Origin of the sequence: Paenibacillus sp. CF095 (genome assembly GCF_900101225.1) — a bacterium.
Classification (GTDB): domain Bacteria; phylum Bacillota; class Bacilli; order Paenibacillales; family Paenibacillaceae; genus Paenibacillus.
Window position 1 is genome coordinate 159,044 of record NZ_FMZN01000003.1, and the last position, 22,004, is coordinate 181,047.

The following is a 22,004-nucleotide window of genomic DNA, read 5'->3' on the forward strand; positions in this document are numbered from 1 at the left end:
GAGGAAGATTGAATCTTAAATAGAATTAAGAGAGGTTCTTTTATCAATAATTATTCAAAAAGCAGTTATAGGAACTCTTGCAACATGAACATAAAATTATTTTATTGGAAAGTAGAACCGGTTTGTGTTTGTAAATATCGTAGATCAATGTGAAATGTAGGAAAGTTTATCTCTATAAAGTAAATCCCCCCCAAAAAAACACCTTTTTTCAGATTCACTAAAAAAGTATAGTCTCGCATCATATAGCTTTGAGATATCCTCTTTATCTACTCCTCTATAAATTCAACAACCTCTTCTATTCGGCATTGAAGCTCTTCGCAAATTCGTGCGATTACACTTAACGCAACGAACTCTCCATTAGACATTTTCGCTAGTGTAGAAGGAGAAATACCTAGTTGAGTACGCAGATAAGTTTTAGTTTTGTCCTTTTTGATCAGAGTTATTTCCATTGGTTTATAGCTAGGTTTTAATGCCATCATTAACCTCCAAGAAAGCATGTATATACGTGTATTTTATTGAATATGGACTATAAATACAAGAAGGCGAACTTTTTGTGCGAATAATTATTGAACAAAAGTTTGATTTGTTGTACTATATGTATAATAAATCGAACTTTTTATTTTATAAAACGTATTAAATGTTTTTGGTATGGAGGCGATACCTCAGATGAAGAGTTACTATGCATGAAATATGATTTTAATTTAAGTATCAATGAAGATTGTGAGGTTGCAAGGAAAAGCATGTAATTGTACATCTCTGATAAGTTAAAAGAGATAAGAGAGTTTATGACGATTTAATGAAAAGAGGTGTTCCTGAGTATGTCAAACCTTATTGAATTAGCTTCTATAGTGGTAGGTCCTTTAGATGACGGCCAGGATTTTGATATTTATCAAGGCTATGTTATGAATGAAAGTTATATCTTTTTCCTTGACGAAGGATCGCTATGGCTGCGCCATGTGCATAAAGTTGCGCATGTAGAACACTTATATATTAATGGAGATAGCGGAGGGATAATTCTCGCCGAACACACACAAGGAAATATAAAAGAACTGATAGAGTCAATCATGAATAGATTGTGTGGCATGGATGCTTTGACTTTTCTCACGGAAGTCTTATTGTGGACCCCAGAACGCGTTGATATGAATTTGAGGCTTGATCGATTTCAAAAAAATTAGATACGATGGTCATATTAGTACCATATAGAATGAGATCAAATACATTGGATATTTTTTAAAATGTTATTTTATGAAAATGAAAGCTCTAAATCAACAAAGATTAGACCTATAAAAAGCGCTACTTTAATGGTATGAACGTAAAGCTCACATAAAAAATCTCTAGGAGATCCGCACATCGAAAAATTTCGATTAAGCTTGTAGCGCTCCTTTGGCAACATATTTCTTGAGTTAAATAGATTATCTGTATTAATATGAATTTATTATCATTTAATAAAAGACTAAATAATGTTAAAAATATCTTTTGAGAAACGTCTATACTACACTTTCTGCTGTCACATCCTAAATGAAGTGCCAGGAGACGATTAATGCATTCACATGTAAATGCAAAAATTCCTTGGGGTCTTGAACCACATACCCAAGCTTTATTGTTGGAAAGACAATTCGTGTGAATAAGGATAATATACTTCGATGCTCTGGAAGTAGGTGTAATGATTGTATTTCGGTATGTTGTAAGCATGAGAGACATTGGGCTATCAAAGTGGTAAAAAGAGTGTAGATTACGGATAGCGAGTACAAAAATTGGTGTTTGAATGTTTACTAGAAGCTGCCAGTTTGGACGACTCAGATTCGAACTGGAATGGGTTATCCATTAATACTTCAACTGGTGCGAATGCCAAGCTCACATGATTTTCCTAGGAGATTCGCACCTCGAAAATTGTCGAAAACGTCTGGTTTTGACCTTTTGGTAACGATTTCATGTTAAAGTGATTTGAGTAATGGTTATAAAGAAGTTGTAATAGCGAAAAGACGTATATATCTTCTCATTAAATAGGGGGATTACGTTGTTTTTCGCTGTCGCACTCTGTATGGAGTGCGTGGATTGAAATAGTGCTTCAGCTACATGTTTTTTGGCTTCTTTGCCGTCGCACTCTGTATGGAGTGCGTGGATTGAAATAAGAAAGAGGCTATTCAACTACCTTACTAACTTGCAGTCGCACTCTGTATGGAGTGCGTGGATTGAAATCGCAGTATATGTCAAGGGAGTTCCTTTGATGCCAGTCGCACTCCGTATGGAGTGCGTGGATTGAAATCTTAGCTAGTGCAATCACCAATCTAAATCATCCCCAGTCGCCCTCCGTGTGGAGTGCGTGAACTGAAACTAGTCTTTCATGTTCGCATATGTAATGGGCACCTTGTCGCACTCTGGATGAGTGCGTGGATTGAAATATTCTGAGATAGTCCACGTCGAAAATGGCCTTATGTCGCACTCTGTATGGAGTGTGTGGATTGAAATAATTCCAATAATTCTACTATACTCGGCTGCTTGAGGTCGCACTCTGTGTGAGTGCAATAGATAAAATAGAGTAAAGGGAGTTATCCATTTGCGAATAAGATGGAACATTATGAAATAGAAGTGAGGGAGTATGCATATGCATGCGGTAGTGACAATATTATTCGGTTAGTAGGTATAGGTATCAAGACGATTACTATTTCGAAGACACAACTATCTTGACCAGAATAAACTATCCTACTTACAAATAAACCTACCTAGTGAACGTAACTTATATAGTACCTAGAGCAATCCAACAAAAATTTTCCGAAGCATCTGATGAAGTAAGTAAACTTGTATCAGAAGTTCATGGATTATGCTTTAGAGCCTTATAAAGAAGAGATGTTTCATTATGGATACGGAGACGTAACGTAATCAGATGAAGAGTTATGAAAAGAACTCTTAACTTATAAAGAGCCTTTGTACAGGACTTTTATTCACTTTTGATGTAACCAACAGTGTTGGGAAGAATTGTGCTCTGACTTTAGTTCACCTTAACTATAGTTTTCAATTTCCTAAGCTACTGTGAGTAAATCAGATCCAATAAACTGAACTTTATAACTTCAGGGATGAGAAAGTGAGTTTTGCCTTATCTACTACTGAGAAATTACATTTCAAACAGAGACGAAGGCCTTTACTGATCTTCGTCTCTGTTTGTTTTTGGAGAGTTTTTTTCAATGGCTGCAATTAAATCCTCTATTTTTGGACGATATACAGAGAAAATGTTCTTTTTTTTCGGTCCAATAAAGTGAATTTTTTCATTGTCAAGAATTGAGATGTCTTCAATAATAATAAATCCTTTATCAAGTTTGTCATCAGGGGATGCTATAGATGAGAGTAGCAATCTGTTATTAAAAGTAACTTTATATATTAGTAAAGGGGTATACTGGTATTTCTCGAGATAAATCCAGTGGTATATTATTTCTTTTTTTTCTGCCCAATTGATAGTAATAGGCATAACTACTAAATAGATCACAAAGTAGAGCACTAGATCAGAAATTTTAAATATAATATCATCTCTATTTAATATTGAAGCTATCAGTAAGATGCAGCCTGAGGCCAAGGTTGCTCCAAGACTAGATAAAATTAAAATTTTAATTATTTTCCGATAAAGAGTCTTTCGTGGAGTTAACAATTTTCGTTCATGCTTATTAGCTAACAATAGGAGTATACCTGAAATAATGACTAAAGGTGAAAGAGTAGAAACCGAGAAAGTGAACCAATTTTCTTTTAAGCTTTCAAACATGTACACACCGCCCTCTGATTTGTAATATCTATATCGGAACTTATGATTATTAATTTTATATTTATGAAATTCAAAAGAATTGTGTAATGTCATAATTAGTGAGAATTGTAATTTATGCAATGTTATTCAACTCAGCTTTATACTATTATGTCGCCTCTGGGCTTGATCAATGTTGTATTGGACTAAATGAGAAAAACGTACGATAAGAAGTTTAAGAAAAAGATAGTTGACCTCTATCTCAAAAAGGGGTTGGGTTATAAGAGTGTAGCACGTGAAATGGAGATTGACGATGTCTTGGTTCGCCGAGCAGCAAAAAGTTTGAGGTGATTAAGGAATTGCTTCATAAGAATTACAACCTTAGTCTACTATGCAACCTGGTTGGAGTATCTAGAAGTGGTTAAACCGACAAACGAATATTTCGCCGAAGCAACTCAAAGGCGAGGGATGAGACTTAAAATCGTTGAATGTACGAGAGGTTCAGAGGTACATATGGATACTGCAGAGTGAAAATCTGGCTGAAGCGTACCTACGCCATCCATATGAGCCACAAGTGTGTACAGCGAATCATAGACGAATATTAGGACTTCAGACAGTTCTTCGTAGGAAAAGAACTTACTACGGCAAGAAAGAGACTTACGTCATTTCGGATAACCATCTAAATAGAAATTAACAAACCAGCCGAACCATTGAAGGACAGGGAAATTTAAAACTTATGGATACGGGCTCTATAATATTATGCTTCAGAACGGTTTAGCTGCTCAGCTAACAAAGGAAGTACAATTTGCATGATGAATTTAAAAAATTCTCTTTTAACAATGAACTATTCATAATTGTTTGTTGTGAACAGTGATAGTAACCTTCTTCAAAACATGTTAAATCATAGTATTCAAATGAAAAAAAATGTTGTAAAGTTTACTCTAGTAGTTATAAAGAACTAGAATATTTCCAACAAAATCATAAGGAAGTGAATATAGATGGTATACGGATTTGTTTCTGCAGTTTTACTTTCGGTTGCATTAGCATATGTCCTTTACATACGTAAATCTAGGTCTCGGATTAAAATTAATCACACGTATACGTCGAAAGCAGGTGTATTTCGAATGGAAGGCCTGACGAAGCGATTTGTCATTTGTAAGGATGAGCGATTCGAGTTTTTAGTTGAAGACGGTATCATTACAGCATGTAAGGATCGTAAGATACATACCGATTTTGTGTATTACAATACGGAGGATAAAGACAATGATTAATAAAATGAAACAGTTTGCTAGTAATGTACTTGATCGTTCAGCAGACCTAGTCCAAGGCCTGACGGGAGAAAAAGAGCGGAGAGAACAAGTTGATCGATTAAAACGATTATACGATACATATAGAAGCGATATCAGTCTCTTAATTGAAAAAATAAATAGAACAGTCAATCGGTTCAATACTCGCATTGAAGAACTGAACAAGGTTCGGGAAACTAAGATCAAACGAAATGTTGCTTATTTAGGTATGTTTCTTTCCCAATTTGGTAATATCAATTCGGTCAAAGATTTTACAGCAGAGGAACAGCAAAATCAGATTGAACTACCTCATAAGAAATTTGAAGCGATCGATGATTATATTGAGAAGATTGATTGGAGCAAGGGTGATGTTTTCGCAAAGACATTCTTCAAAACTATGTTGGGTGTAACTGTTGAAACAAGAAATAAGAATAAAAAGACGGCTCAACGAATCGAGGAATTCACAATTGAGGGTAATCAGATGTTGGAAAATAGTAAATTGAAATTGCGATTTGTAGAAGAAGATATTCAAATTATAGATATGTATCAAAAAAGTGTTGAGTCCATTAGTGACACGATTGAGTCAAAAGTCATGCCAGAACTGGAGCTGATTCAGGCCTTCTTACAATGTGAGACTTTAAAAAATCAACTGATTGCCAATCAAGAACTGTCTGTAACCACAGTAACTGATCCAGGATTATTAGCTACTAGCCGGTACCAGAAACACTATAAATTTGTGAAGAATGCTTTATTTTTCTTCGTTATATCTTCTAGAATTTATAATACTCCTGTACTAACAAATTTGCTGACTAATGAAAAGCATGAAAAAGAACGAGAAGTTGTTTCTAATTACAGACGTATCGTAACGACACAACGTGAGAAAATTGAACAATATCGTATAGGCTGAGGGGAAAGGACTGTATATGAATATTCGACAAGTAGTACATAGTAGAGCAATACTTCTGGAACAGGAACAGAGACTTTACGAATCAGCAATCACAAATATTAACCTAGAAATGAAAAAACTACTCAACAATGATTTCGGATCACAGTTAATTAGAAATTCTGGTAGAGACCTGGCAGGTGAACTCGTTCGGAATTTCTTTGATACTTCGGATTATCATATTACTGTTGATCAAATGATGCGAAGAATATTGGAGTTCAATTACGATGATGAATATGATCCACTTGCTGCAGGACAAGACGTACAAAAACTAGTCTTCAACTACAATGATCCCGATAATGCTGGAACTATGAAAACGATAATGAACGATTTGGAAAATTCGAAACAAAAATTGTTTGAAAAGAGTGAGAATGCTCATCCGCGTTATAAAGACTCTGGAATGATTCAAAAGGGGAAGAAACAATACCGAGAGCGTCGTCATACAGAGGGTTCAATGCAGGATGATTACACAGAAGGTATAGAAGCCTCAAGGTTAAACTCTCAAGGCAAACGAGTGAGTCAGTTACATGTGGAGCACACGCAGGCATTAAGCTCAGCATATGTCTACAACCGTTATTTGAAGGACAAAGCAGAAGATAGGATTAAAGAATTTTATAATTCTTCGGATAATTTCACAATGATGTTTGAAACTGCCAACCAATCCAAAGGCGATGTTAGAGTAGAGGTAAGCGTGAAGGTAAAAAATGAAAATGGTGTGAGCTACGAAAAAGTAGATATAACTCATCGAGCAACTCCACATGAGATGGCAAACGCGGTTGCCAGTCGCTGGGAACACCTTCAAGGCGAACCGAAGAAAAAACTTCAGGATAGTGGATATCTTGACGGGAATGGGAAAGTCTCAAAACAAGTGAAATCCGAACTAGTTAAAAATTATCGCAAGTCACAAAATGAAGAAAGTAAAGTCCTATTGAAGGAGACAGACTATAAGAAGGTCGTCAATGATGCTGGTAAACATACCACAAAGTCTTTGAGCAAAATCGTTGCCGGACAAGTCGTCTATTATGCAGTACCTGCCCTTATTTATGAGATTCGGGTCATCTTAAAAAATAGGAAACTCAAATTAAAAGAAGTATTAAGGAAACTCGAGAAAGCAGGAGAACGAGTGGTTCGGTACGTGTATTCCAAAATAGGATCTATATTTAAAAATATCATGAATCAAGGGCTGAAAAAGTTTTTGAAGTCCTTCTTTGATATCCTGATTAATCTTGTGAAAGCTACTGTAAAGCGGATGCTTAAACTTGCTAAGAGTCTTGTACTGTCCCTCGTCGATGCAGCAAGAATTATTGGCGATAAAAATGCCACTCCAAGTCAAAAGGCAGATGCCGTCTTTAATTTAATATCCGTGACGGTAACATCTTTTGTACTAGAGATGTTATTTGAATATGTAGAACGACAGTTTGCTATCCCAGAACCATTATTATTACCATTACAAATAATTGCTACAGTCCTCTGTTCTAATCTAGTTATGCTTGTTTTGGAGAAAGCTGATCTTTTTAGTGTTCGTCATGGTCTTCTCATGGCAAATATTCAAAAGGTATTTCAACGTGAAAATGAACTGTACTTGCAAGAGCTAGAGGGACTGACTTCTTCACAACAGAGGGGGACAGAACTAAGGCTCAAGGAGATTGCTTTCGAGATCGAAGAGACCAAGCAACGTTTACAGGAGATTGATCCACATAAAGATTCTGTTATTCATGAGCTTGAAAAGATAAATCGACTGTTCGATATGAATATCGACTTCGAAAAAGAATGGAAAAGCTATTTGGGGGTTGCATATTAATATGCTCTATATCATTGGGATAATTTTAATTATTATTGTGATCTCTGTTTGCTGTTCAATGTTAAATAGTCGATAACAGGAGATTTGGAAATTGATTAATATGGAGTTAAGAAAAAGGTTTAAGACCTTATATGATGACGTTGGGATAGTACCGTTATGTAATCGAAAACGAGACAGGGCTCCTCACATAGGACAATTCTGTTTCCCGCTATGTTGGAGATGCTCGAGCGTTGCTTTAGGACTGACAGTTTGTTACGCGCTTCATAGTATTATTCCAGATGGGAAAATCGATTGGAGTATGAGTGTGTTAGCAACTACATCAATCGTCTTAATTTTCCCCATGATATGGGATGGTTGGAGACAATATGTTAAGGGAAAAGAAAGTACAAATTGGCGACGAATACTTACTGGAACGTTGTGTGGAGTGGGTCTCTGGTACACTACAAACTGGTTAGTTGCTCTTATGTGCTAGAACTGTGTACGGTTAAGAAACAGGATATTCAGATTAAGATTTGATGGTTAACTAAACATCTCATCACTTTTTGCACTAACAGTGAGAACGGCCAAATAAGAATGGATTTACACTGACTATATAGACTTAATCAAAATAAATTCAGGTGGTGTCCCAAAGATGACGATGATCTGAAAATAAGCGTTGTACTGAATAGCCTGAGATAATTCTCCATAACAAATATTTAGCTAGTTTAACTTTGAGGGTTTTAATTTAGATAATATCACTTCGTTTTCCTTCTATATTTTTCTTGAAAAACAATAATTGTATATCTTACATTCTTAATTGTCATTAGTGTATACACATGAGTCATACTAGAGAAGCGGTAGCATATTGTTCGCTTGCAACAAAATCAAAACACTTAACGCAGGAGTAGCAAGTTCGGGTCGCACCCATTATGGAGTGCGTGGATTGAAATACCTGACGCTCTAGTAGCGTGTACTGGCGCTTTATGTCGCACTCTGTATGGAGTGTGTGGTTTGTAATTCGCGTCTTTTGAGTTCCTCGAATTCTGCTCGAGGTCGTACACCCTATGGAGTGCGTGGATTGAAATTTTAAACTGCTCTGTAGAGATAAACTTATCTTCCGTCGTACTCTGTACGGAGTGCGTGAAATGAAATAGGTATTGGAATAAATGAGGGAATTTGATTGGGTCGCACTCTGTATGGAGTGTGTGGATTGAAATTATCCATCCTATGTTATAAATCCAGTACAGCCAACGTCGCACTCCATATGTAGTGCGTGGATTGAAATAAGTAATCCATAACCGCTGTAAATGTACGTGTTCGTCGCACTCCGTATGGAGTGTATGGATTGAAATAGTGAAGTCATAAGGTTTGCCAGCTCCGCAGCAGGTCGCACTTCGTATGGAATGTAGTGCGTGAATTGAAATTTTGAAAAGATACCTGTACTCACCGTGCCACTGCAGGAGAGCGTTTTATCTGTAAAAATAACGTCACTGAGGAAGACACGACTTTAAAATGTATTGATGTAGAATGTACTCTACGGTTGACCAAAACTTTCTTACTCAAATTAAAAAGCTCCTCAAATCCGGAAGACAGAAGTCATATAGGGATTAAAAGATATTAAGAATGGAAGATTTAATACCCGATTTGAACCAACTATTCGTAAAACTGCTTCACAAGAAGGTCGCACTCCGTATGGAGTGTGTGAATTAAAATCTGTACATGGATAGTTTCTCTAGTAAAATTTTGTTGCACTCCATATGTAGCGCCTCGGGTTAATTACAGATAGCATGCCTTTAGTTTCGTAATCTTTGATCTACAGAATTGGAGTATCGTATGAATAGACAAGCACCTATTTTTTCGCTGGAATACCTACCGTTACTCATTCGACTTGAATGTAAGGAAACGACACGTTTGCCCGCATTTCTCGGCTCTACGCTCCATGGTGTGACTGGTTGGGCGCTAACTAGGCATTCAGAATCCTATAGGTATATATTCGAGAATCGCCGATGGGGTGGGGCTGCACAGGATATCGTCAACCCTTATATCATTGAGCCACCCCGGCCAAAGGCATTCTATGATAAAGGTGATGCGTTATGCTTCAAGCTCATCTTGATCGGAGATGCGGTTCGTTACGCCAAGGATATCACGACGTCGTTGACCCAGGCACAGACATTTGGAATTGGAGCCGAACGTAAGGCATTCGAACTAACAGACATTTTTCATGCAGATCAGTACGGACCCATTTGGAAACAGGGACAATTCGAAATGAACGCAGCTATACCCGAAAATATTTCTGTCCATGCGCTGCAAGAACATGCTTCATGGTGCTCTATACATCTGTTGACCCCTGTTCGGATACGTCGAGGTGGGGCGCTGGTACAGACAATTGATTTTCCCACGATCATTCGGAGCATTACGAAAAGAATTCAGTTGTTGACGGAACGTTATGGAGGAAATATAAACACGGATGTAGCGATGAAGGTATGTGAATTGGCAAGCGAGATGAGCCTGACATCTTCAGGATTATATCTGAATGAGATGCATCGATACTCTAGTCGAAAGAAAGAATCGGTGGATTGGAGCGGCATGCTGGGTTCACTAACGTTTGAGGGGGAGTTGTCTCCATTTATCCCTTGGCTGAACGCTGCTCGTATTTTACATATCGGAAGGAACTCCACGTTTGGTTGTGGACAGATCGATGTAGTCTACAGGTCGATATAATGTGAAAAGTCTTGTCCAATTAAACAGGATTTTGATGTGAGTGAGTAATATGATGTGGGCTATGAATCTTGTAGGACGGAGTGTATCGTTCATCCTTAATCCAGTGGTAGTAATGAATTGCGAAATGCCATGAAGTCAGCTGAAGGAGGTGCGAACCCGAAGCTCACATGAATTCCCAGGAAGATTCGCACCTCGAAATTTGTCGAAATATTCAGTTTTATGACCTTTTGGCAACAAGAATATTGAGTTTTTATGCTGTTGTGGGATATAGTGGAGCTAATATGCGGAAAAAATATCGGAAATACGTATTAAGGGATTATAAATATAACTTAATACGTGTATTTCCGCTGTCGCACTCCGTATGGAGTGCGTGGATTGAAATACTACAAAGGTCATTGAACGTCTTGTGTTCGTCTCGTCGCACTCCGTATGGAGTGCGTGGATTGAAATATCAAAAAGGAACGACTAGGTAAGTTTTGTGAAACGTCGCACTCCGTATGGAGTGCGTGGATTGAAATTGGATCAGCAGGGTCTGGATATTCGAAATACGGTTGTCGCACTCCGTATGGAGTGCGTGGATTGAAATATTCTATGGTCTGCACCTCACCCTACCATATATAGGTCGCACTCCGTATGGAGTGCGTGGATTGAAATTCTTATTGGCTTCTTTCCCATCAGCTCTATTTGCGTCGCACTCCGTATGGAGTGCGTGGATTGAAATCTCAATAATCCGTGCATCCAGTGTCTTCTGCATTTGTCGCACTCCGTATGGAGTGCGTGGATTGAAATATTTCTTCTGGCACTGGCTCATTGTGAATCACAGGTCGTACTCCGCATGGATTGCGTGGATTGAGATAACCATATAACACAGCGAAAGGTTGTGCTCCATCATCCTTCGAATAGCTGCTGATACACCCTTGTACACTCCTGTGAACTAGTTTTAACAATTGATACCGTGGTTTATGTAATATGGGAGGTTTTAAACATGAGTAACCTAGTAACTTTTTCTTCCAAAAAACGTTGACGCCTAGCTGGTCTGAAAGAAAGAATACAAAATAGGTTGGGCATAAAATTTGAACGAGTACATGAATCGTACTCGGAAACGCAAGCCAAAATAGATCGAGCAATGTTGAAAGAAACCATGCATGTGACATCTCAGAGCTAATGCAGCTCTACTTCACATAAATAGGGGTACAACGAAATGGAAAACTCTTAAACGTGGATATGCATCCTGGACCGAGGTGCCGAAATCCAACACACAGTTTCAACGCCGGAACCAGGAGCTATTGTGCATGGTAGACACATGGTTGTGAACCTGCATGATCAGGGACAACCTGATTTGAAGCCCGGCAGTGTTCTTGTCGTTCCGATTATATCTGCGACCGATGAAGTGGAAAAGGCATTGAAGGAAGGGACATTGGACTGTCTTATATTCCAATCAGCAAGAAAGAGCATCCTTTTCTGGATCAAGACAGTTACATTAGTAGCGGGCAGATCATGCGACTTATTCAAGAATGGCTGGTTCAGTACATAGGAAGATTATCAAATGAATGCAAGGAGGATGTGAATCTTCATGCACTCCAAGCACGTGTATGGCTTTTTCGTGTTATCCATTATTAAAAAACTAAAATGGCTCCTTAGATTAACATCGTTTAATTACTCTTAATCCTAAGGTTGATTTCATGTGCAAGTAAGTAACATGTTACATCTGGCTTTTAAATGAGATCTAATTTAATCTTAGATGCGATTACTAGCCTGACAGAGTCCCACTAACAATGCAGAAAATATAGTAAACTTTTAAAGAAAGAGTAATGCTTGTTATAGAGTTACATATACACCATCGGAGCCAAACAATATGTGGATTTTTGGAGAGAGTTGTTATGAACAAACGACGAAAGAACCTAATGTGCTAGTGAGCGTCTCTAAACCTAAGCAAGCCATACCATAATGGATGCCAAGACCAAAAAAGACTTAAATGTACGCGTTAATTTATCATAACGAATCACTAAAAATTTCTTACTTTATTAAAGAAGCATTCCACCAAATGGCGCTCTTTGTAGACATACCAATCATATTTCAGGATCACTCACTCGGCGATTTTCCTTTCCGGGAATCACCGGTATGGCTTTTTGTTCCTTCTAAAAGGTCCGAATGGCATTCGTATATACGCTCGGTCGTCTAAAACTTGCTTCCGGGTCAGTTTCATACTTTTAAGGATTGTCCCGCAGTTGCCAATCGAATCAGGTTAAACGCGATGCTATTGAAACCTTGGACGGGCTCCGGTCAAGTCAAAGCGAATGGATTCCCTAACGCGTCAGCTACCGCATGAATTTTCATGCTTAATTCACCTCGGGAACGTCCGATCGCTTGCTTTTCCCCCCTTTCGCCTGATCCATGCTGGTGAACTCGCACAATTGTGGCCTCCTTGAGGTTTTCGTTCAGGTGGAAACAAATCTTGAATAGCGACCATTGTCTCTTCGTGAATTTAGTATCGTGTATTTATTCGATACAGTAAACCTATATATTACAATTTTATGAGTTTGAGACACGTCCTTGAGAGATTAATAATTTTTTTGACTTTGGTGACTTCTCAGAGTTAAATTTCATGAGCCTAGTAATCATAATTGAAAATGATTAATTTGTATGGAATAATATAATTAGGGAACATAGGTTCTTTAATCTTATAATAGGATTGTGGTAGAATGGGAAAAGCTATTGATGCTATAAATGCTGGTCTGACTTATCAAAATTTGTATTTTTGGGTATTTGCTTCCGAGTTGCTACATAAAGAATCCAACATTCGAACCGTATCATATGAAGATGATCGGGTTAAATCTCTCGATGATATTGTAGTTGAATATCATAAACCAATTGCAGGCGATTATGGTATTGATGATGAAATTACGATGGATTTTTACCAAGTTAAGTATCATGTAAAGAATACAGAACAGATTGAATTGCTGGACCTCATTAACCCTTCATTTATTAACGCTTCGACACACTCATTTTTACACAGAGTTCGGGATGCTATAAAGCAAGGATACACCAAAGCCCGATTCCATCTACTAACTCCATGGAACATTCAAAAAGGTGATCTCTTAGAAAAGTTATTGGATAATCATCATAATAAGTTGAATTTAGATTTATTTTTCGACGGAAAACGGAGAAGTAAAATTGCACTTGCTAGAAAATATATGATAGAACAACTCGAACTTCGTGATGAGGACGAATTGCGACAAATCCTTAGAAGTATTCGTATTCAACATAGTAAACCAGGTATCTCATTAATGATTCAAGAACAACTAAACACAAAGTTAATGCTGGCTGGACTTAAGCCAATTGATGCAACGATTCTTGTCAATCCATATAATGATTTAATTGTTAATTGTGCTAGTAAAGGGAGTAAAAACTTTAACAAAGATAATCTTCTTAGATTATGTAAAAAAGAGAGGCTATACTCAGGGCGGCCTTTGATTCTAAATGATGAAATCCCCGTCGGAATTAGAAGTTTTCTTCCTTTTACTGAAAATCTAGCAGAAGAGACCAGCCATCTACTTTGTCTAAGTGACCATTTTGATAAACGACTAATCAAAGTGGACCGAAGTTGGATTGCTGACATTGCACCAAAATTAAAGGGATTCATACAAGAAGTTTTTTCACCAGGTAGTGCCTACTTAATTCAATTTATTACACATCTCTCTATAACATTTGTTTCAGGATTGATACTCAATCCTAAATCTGGAGTGAAGGCATTTCCAGTACAACGTGGAGATGGATTGATGGCTTGGATACCAGATATACATTTTGATGAAGAACCTGACTACATGAGCTTCTTCAATGAAAAATTCTCAGATAATCAATTAAATCAAGGGGATACAGTAGTTGCAATTAGTGTAACCCGTAATGTTAAAGCTCATGTTGAATGGTATATAGAGGATAGGGATCTTCAAGTACAAACTTTCTATCATTTTTGTATGCCTTCAGTTGGATTTAAAGCTATTAAAGATGGTACTCATGCTTGGTTACTTGCAGAGCAAGTCATTAAGGTGCTAGATCAACGTAACCCTCACCAGAGAAAAGGAAAAGTTCACTTTTTTATTGCTGCGCCGGGTGGATTTGTTTTCTTCCTTGGTCAACAAGCAGCTAATATACCTAGAATAGAGCTATATGAACATGATTTATCAGGTGATGGATCATATCATTCTTCGTTTTCACTCCCACTCTAACTAAAATGGAGGTCTCTCTGTGAATATTCCAACCTACTTCGCAAGATTTCTTGAAGGAATTTTATTAACAGAGAACAAGTGGATGATATTTTTAAAAGCCACACAACGCTAAGAAATTGATTAGATGCTGATGAAGAAATATCTATGTAAGTTTATTTTTCCAAGGGAATTATATAAGATCTAAATCTGTTCGTCCAAAAGGAGAGAGTTGTTCGGATGTCGATGTCATTGTGTAACTAAACTCAGTATGAAGTAATACAGCAATCCAGAAGATGTATTTTTAAGATTTGTTCTTTTTATGGAGAAACACTATGTAGGAATATGAAATTCAGAGATGTTCAATTGGGATATCATTAATTTATTTAGATCTAGATGTTGTTATTAGTGCAGCTCCTTCAGAAAGTGAAGAAGGGATATTAGAATCTAACAGTGTAACCGACTTACGATTTTTGGAAGATATTGAAACCTGGTTATTGAGAGCTCTTGGGAGTTCTTAATGAAACAATGGATTCAAGTTCTATTCTAAAAACATATTCAAATGTGAACGAACCTGAATGGAAATCAATTCCCCCTTTGGATTTCGGATAGAGAGGCAGAAGAGTGGAAACAAGCCGACCCTCTTGCTCAAATCAAATGGACCCAAGAAAAAAACAAATCTTGTAATCGTCATAATGGGTATCTCATCATTGATCCAGTGGTAGAATGAATTGCGAAATGCCATGAAGTCATCTGAAGCAGGTGCGAACCCTATGCTCACATGAAATCCCTGGGAGATTCGCACCTCAAAATTTGTCGAAAACGTCCTTTTCGTGACCTTTTGGCAACGAAGATCTGGAATGGATACTGATATTCATAATAAAGATAGATGTTACTTGATAAAGAATGCGGAAATACGTAATATGGATAGGGAAATAAAACATGGATACGCTTTTTTCGCTGTCGCACTCCGTATGGAGTGCGTGGATTGAAATTGATCCGCCTGAACTACGTGGATACCTGGTTGGAGGTCGCACTCCGTATGGAGTGCGTGGATTGAAATATGTCGAACAGCCCCTTTTAATATGCGCTTATGTGTCGCACTCCGTATGGAGTGCCGGCATCTCTTTTACAAAGTATGTATTGTGAAAGCACCCTTGGGAAGAAACAGAGAAACGTATCACTCACCGTGAGAGGAACAAGTAGTAACTAAGAATGAGTCCATATATTAAAAGAAGAAAAGCAACACAGATCAGTATACTGGAGGGCTTGAAGGTAGAAGGTAATGCCTTGCTAACAAAACAATCTACAATTGAATTAACTTTATGTTAATCAACAACCCCAAAATTCTGACCCATGTTCAGAATAGGACTAAAACTAGATCAATTAAAATAAATCATTCAGGGCTATTAAAGCTCGCTTTACGCGATTAGCGGAGAGCGGGTTTTTCGTGTTTTGTAAAATAATGTAGAATCCTCTCGAAATAAAAGGGAATATAGCCCAGCATAGAGAAAGAATAACACGTGAGATGTAAGTCTTCAGAATCATTTTATGGGCCTGAGGTCTGGCTATGTGAAACATGTGGAAGCTGTATAGCAGAGATAGAAAAGGGAGGTAGAGAAATCGTGGAGACATATGTCTTTATTGATGTGTCGAGAAAGCAAGAGTATATTTACCGAAACAAGAGTCTGCGAGACAATCTCATCAGTTCTTATGTGATTAAGACTATTACGGAAATACCCGAAAATACAGATGAAGGCTCTCAAGTAGTTGGATCTTGTGTTATGTTGAAAACATTTCTAGAGATGCATTTTCCAAGGCAATATACTGTGATTTACTCTGGTGGAGGCAACAGCATGCTCCGATTTAATGAGGAAGAGCAGGCAAAGCAATTTAGCAGAGCATATTCGCTAGAAGTGCTACGCGATTATCCTGATATTGAACTGTATATTAGTAAAATGACAGAGCAGGAGCTTCCAGAGGAGAGGTTTTCAGAAGAGAAGTTCCCCGGAGTAACTAAGAAGAATATGAAAGCTATCCGGCAAATGCTTAATCATCGTGCTGACCTATTGAAGGATAAGCGTCGAGCCATGTTTCGTCGCTGGAGCTATGGAGTCGAAAAAATTGGCGAGAGTGGCAAGCCGATGGATTGGCTTAATAAACATGAAAATGAGTTTGAATCTGGAGCGATTGCTAAAAAGAATGATCAGTCGTTGCATAAGGCTCGCCATTTTTTGTTTGGTCGTCTGGAAGAGCGTTTGAAAGCATTGGATGCTAATCATAATTTGGTTCAGATCACAACGGAATTGGCAAGCTACAAAGCCCAAAATGATCAAAAAAGCTATATTGGCATCATTGCCTTAGACGGAAATCGGATGGGTGAGATGTTTCACAGGTTGGATTCTATCGAAGACATGAAGGAATTCAGTGATGAAATTGAGCGAATCTACTCAGACGCTGTTGCTGGTGCACTCTATCACTATGCTGTTCGCCATAATAAAACGTTGCAGGTTACACCCGTGTTGATGTCCGGTGATGATATCTGTCTGGTTACACAAGCAGAGGATGCGCTGGACATTGCGGCAGACATCCTGAAGCAGCTTCAAGGATTGTCGTTGGAGGAGAAAGCAAAAAACGTTCTGGAAAAAGCGATGAATGCGGTGTCAGGCCAACAGTCTTATCTTACCGCATGTGCTGGAGTAGCTATAGTCAAAGTTACTTATCCTTTCTTTGATGCCATCAAGATGGCCGAGAAGCTCTGTCATCAGGCAAAAGAGGCTTTGCATCGTTCCGCGGAAAATAAAGCGGTTGCGGCATCATTCATCGACTGGGATATCGTGCAAGGTCAAGTAAGTGCCCAGACTGCTTACGAGAAGCGTGTGGCAAGAGCCAGAATACATGAAAAATATCGTATCAGACCGCTAAGGGTTGATCAGGATGCAGGCATAGACCATGGGGTGTATAGCTACCATGCTTTCCGTGACCTGGTTACTGAGCTACATAGCATGATGAATAAGCAAAATTCGAATGAACAGGATGTCAGTAGTTCTTTTCTTGAGAAAATCAAGAAGCAATTATACAGTGGCTGGGAGAGTTACAGTTTGTTATTCGAGCTGGATCAGACGGGCTCTGGAGATAAGCTGTCACAACTCGTGAAAAAGCATTTTGCACAAGATCATCAATCCGTTGATATGGATTCGGATATAGGACGAATCAGAACCAAATATGGGGCGATCATTGAACGTAATGCCAGAGACAATTGCGATGAATATCGATATGTATTGAACGATGTGCTGGAGACGATGGCATTTATCTATGGGAAGGAGGCCGTTGTTCATGGGAAGCAGTAATGAATATGTGCTGGAGCTTCGGCTATTGAGCGAAGCTATCTTTGCCAGCGGGGAGAAGGAGCGGAATCTGGTCCAATCCCGAGCACTTAGCGATGATTATGGATTTGTCTATTTTCATGCCAAGTCCTTAAAGGGGCAACTCAAGCGTCAGGCCCTCTGGTTATTACGGCAATATATTGCCATTGGGAAAGGGAATTATGTTCAGGCATATGATTTTCTCTATTCAATGGATGTCTTGTTTGGCGTCAATACATGGGAGTTGGGAAAAGCTTGGGGCTTAGAGGAATTTATGAGTGGTTATTTGAAATATAGGCAGGCAGAAAAGGGTCTTCGAGGTCAGGGAATGATGAAACTTACTCATCTGGAACTGCCACATGAGGTGAAGGATGCTTTCCGTACGATAATTGATTCCAGTGAATTCTCGATACATGATTTGATATCTGCCCAGACGTATATTCGAACGGAGATACAACTGGAGGAAGGCATTGTTAAAGACAAAATGCTGAACACGTATCAAGCGGTCAAAAAAGGGTTTGTTTTCCAAGCACAAATCTTCTTCGAGGAAGACCCTACTCAAGTGTTACCGGATCTGTTGCGAATTATTTGTTCGCTGGATCGAATCGGTGCTGGTGTTCACCGTGGACGTGGGGAGATCGAAGCTACGCTCCTGATTAACGGGAAGGATGCACGGCAGGAACTACAACTGGGAGGGGGAGCAACGGCATGATGTGGTATCAGGTCATTGAGATTCGGAATCTGGAGCCTTTGAAGATTGGCGCTGGCGGCAATAAAGCCCATTGGGATGAGCCTTGTAAGGACTATATTCCGGGCTCAACCTTACGTGGTGGAGCAATAGCTCGTATGCAGCGTCTGAATCTGTTCGGGGATTCAAAGTCAGTTTTACAACATATGGAATGCTCCAATGCTTACCTTTATCAGAATGGGCAATTGTATCTGCCGTCCCCCCAACATTTACGTATGGACAAGCATGAGTACAGAAGGCAGAGAAGTCTGTTTGACCAAGGATACGTTAATGGAACGGTGGAACTGACTAATTTATATACAGCTGCTACGTCGGAGGAAGTGAATGCGCACAGCCAAAACTTGCCAAAGAATCAGCTTCCGCAGCCTTACGTAACCATTAGGGATGGACACATGGAGGGCATTAGACCAAGCAAAAATTATCGTCTTCATCATAGTTCACTGCTTAACAAGGATCTACGTGAACGAGCCAATCTGTTCAGTTATCAGGCGCTAGATCCTGGTCATATTTTCCGCTCAGTGATTGCCTATAAAGAGGATATCAAACCACAGATGGAGTCCATGTGGGAAGGCTCAGACAATTGGTATCTTGGAGGTTCTAAAGGTTCTGGCTATGGGCGTTGCCAAGTGAATACCATAGGCAATCCAGAATCAGATTATGCAGAGGTTCGACAGCAACTTGGGATCAATGGGCCTAGAAGTGAAGCAGATTCACCTGAGGAAGTGAACGTGCTGACGTTAACCTGCCTCTCTGATGTTATCGTGCGTGGCCGATACGGTGAGCCATTGTCCTATTTGCCGGAGGAAGTTTTGGAGGAATACGGCAATATACAATTAAAACGGGTCGCTGATGGACAAGGTCATTTCGTGCAGACCGGTCTGACAGAAGGATATAATGCGACCTGGAAAGCACGATATCCAAAGGAAACAACCATCAAGGCGGGCTCCGTTATGCGATATTATTTGAAAGGTCAGGTGGATGAACAGACACGGGAAAGAGTAATTGCTGCTCTAGAGCAACATCGATATGGTGCGCGCACACAGGAGGGCTATGGTTGGATTGCCGTCAATCTTCCGTATCCTTCCCGATTACGAGTGCAATCCATTCCAGCAGTTTCGAAAGAGAGTCGAGAACAATCGTCTAAGACACCTACTGTAGATGGTCAATTCGAACAAATAGTGTCTGATGGGAAATCCATTGATACCAAATCAAACTCTAAGGTTGCACCTCATATTGCTGATTCCATTCGATTAATCAGTAAGGGGCTGGGTGACAATCGACAGCACTGGCTGCGAATGCTGTCCAAAAAAATGAAGAACACACCCGCCACAGATGGTTTTGGAGTACTGAAGGTGAACAACCTTAAGTCGCACCATTGCCAGGTTATGATCAAACTGTTGAAACAGTGGCTTCATGATCAGGGTGTGTCGGAGGTTGCTGTTGGCTTAGAAACCAATACGGTTAGCAAACAGACATACCGTCAAAATAAAGAATTTTTCTCACTGGAAGGCGTTCATTTTGATGAGATAATGAAGTTTTTGAAGAATGATCGGGTCGCCCCTGAGCATGAAAAGTTGTCTCGATTGGCAGTTATGAAGCTTAAGAGCAGCCATGGCCGAATGTATTATATGGCTGTTCAGACTGCAACTGATTCGATAATAGCTGATATTGCGGAGCAGAAACGTTTTATTGCCGAATTGCTCTACGAGGCATTGTATATCCATCAAATGTCTACCACAGGGGAGGCGAAATTCGAATGAGCACTAGACGACGATTTACCTTCACACTTCGGGCGAAAACGCCGATTCATTTTGGAGGCAATTTGCAGGGGGCATTGTTATTAGATGGAGATGACAAGCCATTTGTTAGTGGCAACAGCATTGGCGGGGCACTGCGAAGTTGGCTAAATGCCAGCAGTGAAGTGATATCTGCAGATATCATGTACTACTTAGGCGGACCGAAGAAATCTATTGATGAGAAAGAAGAATTCGAGGAAAGTCGAGTTTATATTAGTGATGGTCACTTGAAGTTGCCTGATAACCCTTTGGTAATAGATCAAGGTAATGCTGGATTGTTAGCTATGGAAGGAACAGCAGTTGATCCCAAGACCGGATCCGCACTCAACAACCATAAATACACACGTTATGACCTACCGCAAGGAACAGAACTGGTCTTTACGGTCGAATGCGATACAAATCCTGAGGAAACCACATCACCTAAAGAGGCCGATATAACGGATGCAGCGCATGTGAGGCTTTCTTTTACAAAGCTGATCTATACTTGGGCGACAGCGATTCATCGGGGGGAATTACGGTTTGGCGGACAAAAAAGTAACGGTCACGGCCGGTTCTCATTGGAGCATTTAACATGCCGTGAATTTCTTTTCGATAGTTCGGAAGCCCTGGAGCAATTTATTTTTAATCGCCACAAAGGTGAGGAGAAAGATTGTACCGAGGATGCACGGAAGTACGTAGAGTATATCTTGGGCCATCCAACGATTGAACTTAGCTTGAAGGGACACTTCCCCTATGGTGTTTATCAGTCATATACGGATCGGGAACAGAGCAAGGAACATGGAACTCAGGTGACAGGGCTTCTACGTAGTGTAGATGAAACCTATTATTTGCCGGGCTCAAGCATCAAGGGGATACTTCGTCATGAAATGAGACGACTTTTATTTCGTATGCTCCCGGATCAGGAGAGGTCTATTGCTGAACGTGAAATACGGGTGGATACACTTTTGCAGGAGTGGTTCGGAAGCCAGGACAAGATAGGATCGGTTATGGTATCCAATGTTGTTATAGATGAAGTAAGTGAAATGAATATTGAACGAATAAATAACCAGAACACCAAACCGACATACAATCGAATTGACCGAATCACTGGCGGTGTCATTGACGGGGCGCTCAAAACGCAGAATGAAGTACGCGGAAGTGCGGAGATTCGTTTGGAACTCAGAGTTGGTAAAGACGTTGAGGACGTTAAATACGCTGAGGGCAAGCTGTTCCCGCTCATATATTTGTTGCGTAACATCGGTTCAGGGTTACTTCCGCTTGGAGGAAGAACGGTGATCGGCCTGGGACAGTTTGAGGCTAAGGAAACTGAGGTTTATCTTGACGGAGATATACTGAGATTCAGCAATACCGGTCCTTTAGATGAAAAAGGTCAAGCTGAGCTTAAAGTTTACTATGACCTTTTCGTAGCATTTTTGAATAAAGAGGGGGAAGCTTGA

Annotated in this window: 16 protein-coding genes, 1 pseudogene and 2 CRISPR repeat arrays; of the genes and pseudogenes, 14 read left to right on the forward strand and 3 right to left on the reverse strand. The window is 39.4% G+C overall.

Translation table 11 applies throughout. The annotated features are described in order from the left end of the window. Positions 1-266 precede the first annotated feature (266 nt). Positions 267-476: a helix-turn-helix domain-containing protein gene (locus BLS69_RS23195; protein WP_091036871.1), complete on the reverse strand. Its 210-nt coding sequence runs from the start codon at positions 474-476 to the stop codon at positions 267-269. Between the two features lie 342 nt (positions 477-818). Here BLS69_RS23195 and BLS69_RS23200 point away from each other — a divergent pair, with 342 nt between their 5' ends. Then, the gene (locus BLS69_RS23200; RefSeq protein WP_091036874.1) at positions 819-1,175 is read left to right on the forward strand and encodes a hypothetical protein; all 357 of its coding nucleotides are present in this window, start codon (positions 819-821) and stop codon (positions 1,173-1,175) included. A gap of 848 nt (positions 1,176-2,023) precedes the next feature. Continuing rightward, positions 2,024-2,467: direct repeats of the CRISPR family, unit length 19 nt; unit sequence TGGAGTGCGTGGATTGAAA. 672 nt (positions 2,468-3,139) lie between these two features. On the opposite strand, the gene BLS69_RS23205 is transcribed toward BLS69_RS23200, so the two are convergent. After that, positions 3,140-3,751: a hypothetical protein gene (locus BLS69_RS23205; RefSeq protein ID WP_091036877.1), complete on the reverse strand. Its 612-nt coding sequence runs from the start codon at positions 3,749-3,751 to the stop codon at positions 3,140-3,142. Positions 3,752-3,937: 186 nt separating this feature from the next. Between BLS69_RS23205 and BLS69_RS32975 the strand changes: the two genes are divergently transcribed. The 8 genes from BLS69_RS32975 to BLS69_RS23240 all read left to right on the forward strand — a co-directional run bounded on the left by BLS69_RS32975 (position 3,938) and on the right by BLS69_RS23240 (position 11,991). Then, entirely contained in the window at positions 3,938-4,078 is a 141-nt protein-coding gene (locus tag BLS69_RS32975) for a transposase (protein WP_143023614.1), read from the forward strand. 137 nt (positions 4,079-4,215) lie between these two features. Next, positions 4,216-4,332, forward strand: a complete 117-nt coding sequence (locus BLS69_RS32980; RefSeq protein ID WP_091036879.1) for an IS3 family transposase — start codon at positions 4,216-4,218, stop codon at positions 4,330-4,332. A gap of 519 nt (positions 4,333-4,851) precedes the next feature. Beyond that, positions 4,852-4,998 carry a hypothetical protein gene (locus tag BLS69_RS32255; protein ID WP_176872963.1) on the forward strand — a complete coding sequence of 49 codons (147 nt, stop codon included), beginning with the start codon at positions 4,852-4,854 and terminating at the stop codon, positions 4,996-4,998. Continuing rightward, positions 4,991-5,920 carry a hypothetical protein gene (locus BLS69_RS23220; RefSeq protein WP_091036885.1) on the forward strand — a complete coding sequence of 310 codons (930 nt, stop codon included), beginning with the start codon at positions 4,991-4,993 and terminating at the stop codon, positions 5,918-5,920. Before BLS69_RS32255 ends, BLS69_RS23220 begins: the two co-directional genes overlap by 8 nt. A gap of 16 nt (positions 5,921-5,936) precedes the next feature. Beyond that, the gene (locus BLS69_RS23225; RefSeq protein ID WP_091036888.1) at positions 5,937-7,757 is read left to right on the forward strand and encodes a hypothetical protein; all 1,821 of its coding nucleotides are present in this window, start codon (positions 5,937-5,939) and stop codon (positions 7,755-7,757) included. Positions 7,758-7,857: 100 nt separating this feature from the next. Continuing rightward, positions 7,858-8,229, forward strand: coding sequence for a DUF2085 domain-containing protein (locus BLS69_RS32985; protein ID WP_371129092.1), 372 nt, complete (start codon positions 7,858-7,860; stop codon positions 8,227-8,229). A 1,340-nt stretch (positions 8,230-9,569) separates the two neighbouring features. Beyond that, on the forward strand, positions 9,570-10,457 hold the full coding sequence (gene cas6, locus BLS69_RS23235; protein ID WP_091036894.1) for a CRISPR system precrRNA processing endoribonuclease RAMP protein Cas6: 888 nt from the start codon (positions 9,570-9,572) through the stop codon (positions 10,455-10,457). 349 nt (positions 10,458-10,806) lie between these two features. Further along, a CRISPR array of direct repeats spans positions 10,807-11,313; the repeat unit is 33 nt; unit sequence GTCGCACTCCGTATGGAGTGCGTGGATTGAAAT. A 432-nt stretch (positions 11,314-11,745) separates the two neighbouring features. After that, entirely contained in the window at positions 11,746-11,991 is a 246-nt protein-coding gene (locus BLS69_RS23240; RefSeq protein ID WP_143023615.1) for a hypothetical protein, read from the forward strand. Between the two features lie 767 nt (positions 11,992-12,758). Here the strand turns inward: BLS69_RS23240 and BLS69_RS32715 are convergent. After that, positions 12,759-12,881 (reverse strand): annotated as a pseudogene (locus BLS69_RS32715) (IS5/IS1182 family transposase); the annotation flags it as partial. Positions 12,882-13,159: 278 nt separating this feature from the next. Between BLS69_RS32715 and BLS69_RS23245 the strand changes: the two are divergent. The 5 genes from BLS69_RS23245 to BLS69_RS23265 all read left to right on the forward strand — a co-directional run bounded on the left by BLS69_RS23245 (position 13,160) and on the right by BLS69_RS23265 (position 22,004). Then, positions 13,160-14,683, forward strand: coding sequence for an SAVED domain-containing protein (locus BLS69_RS23245; protein WP_091036900.1), 1,524 nt, complete (start codon positions 13,160-13,162; stop codon positions 14,681-14,683). Between the two features lie 1,832 nt (positions 14,684-16,515). Beyond that, complete coding sequence (locus BLS69_RS23250) at positions 16,516-18,009, forward strand: Cas10/Cmr2 second palm domain-containing protein (protein WP_143023616.1); 1,494 nt, start codon at positions 16,516-16,518, stop codon at positions 18,007-18,009. After that, entirely contained in the window at positions 17,996-18,736 is a 741-nt protein-coding gene (locus tag BLS69_RS23255) for a hypothetical protein (RefSeq protein ID WP_091036906.1), read from the forward strand. The genes BLS69_RS23250 and BLS69_RS23255 overlap by 14 nt, the downstream gene beginning before the upstream one ends. Then, positions 18,733-20,532: a hypothetical protein gene (locus BLS69_RS23260; protein WP_091036908.1), complete on the forward strand. Its 1,800-nt coding sequence runs from the start codon at positions 18,733-18,735 to the stop codon at positions 20,530-20,532. Before BLS69_RS23255 ends, BLS69_RS23260 begins: the two co-directional genes overlap by 4 nt. After that, complete coding sequence (locus BLS69_RS23265) at positions 20,529-22,004, forward strand: RAMP superfamily CRISPR-associated protein (protein ID WP_091036911.1); 1,476 nt, start codon at positions 20,529-20,531, stop codon at positions 22,002-22,004. Before BLS69_RS23260 ends, BLS69_RS23265 begins: the two co-directional genes overlap by 4 nt.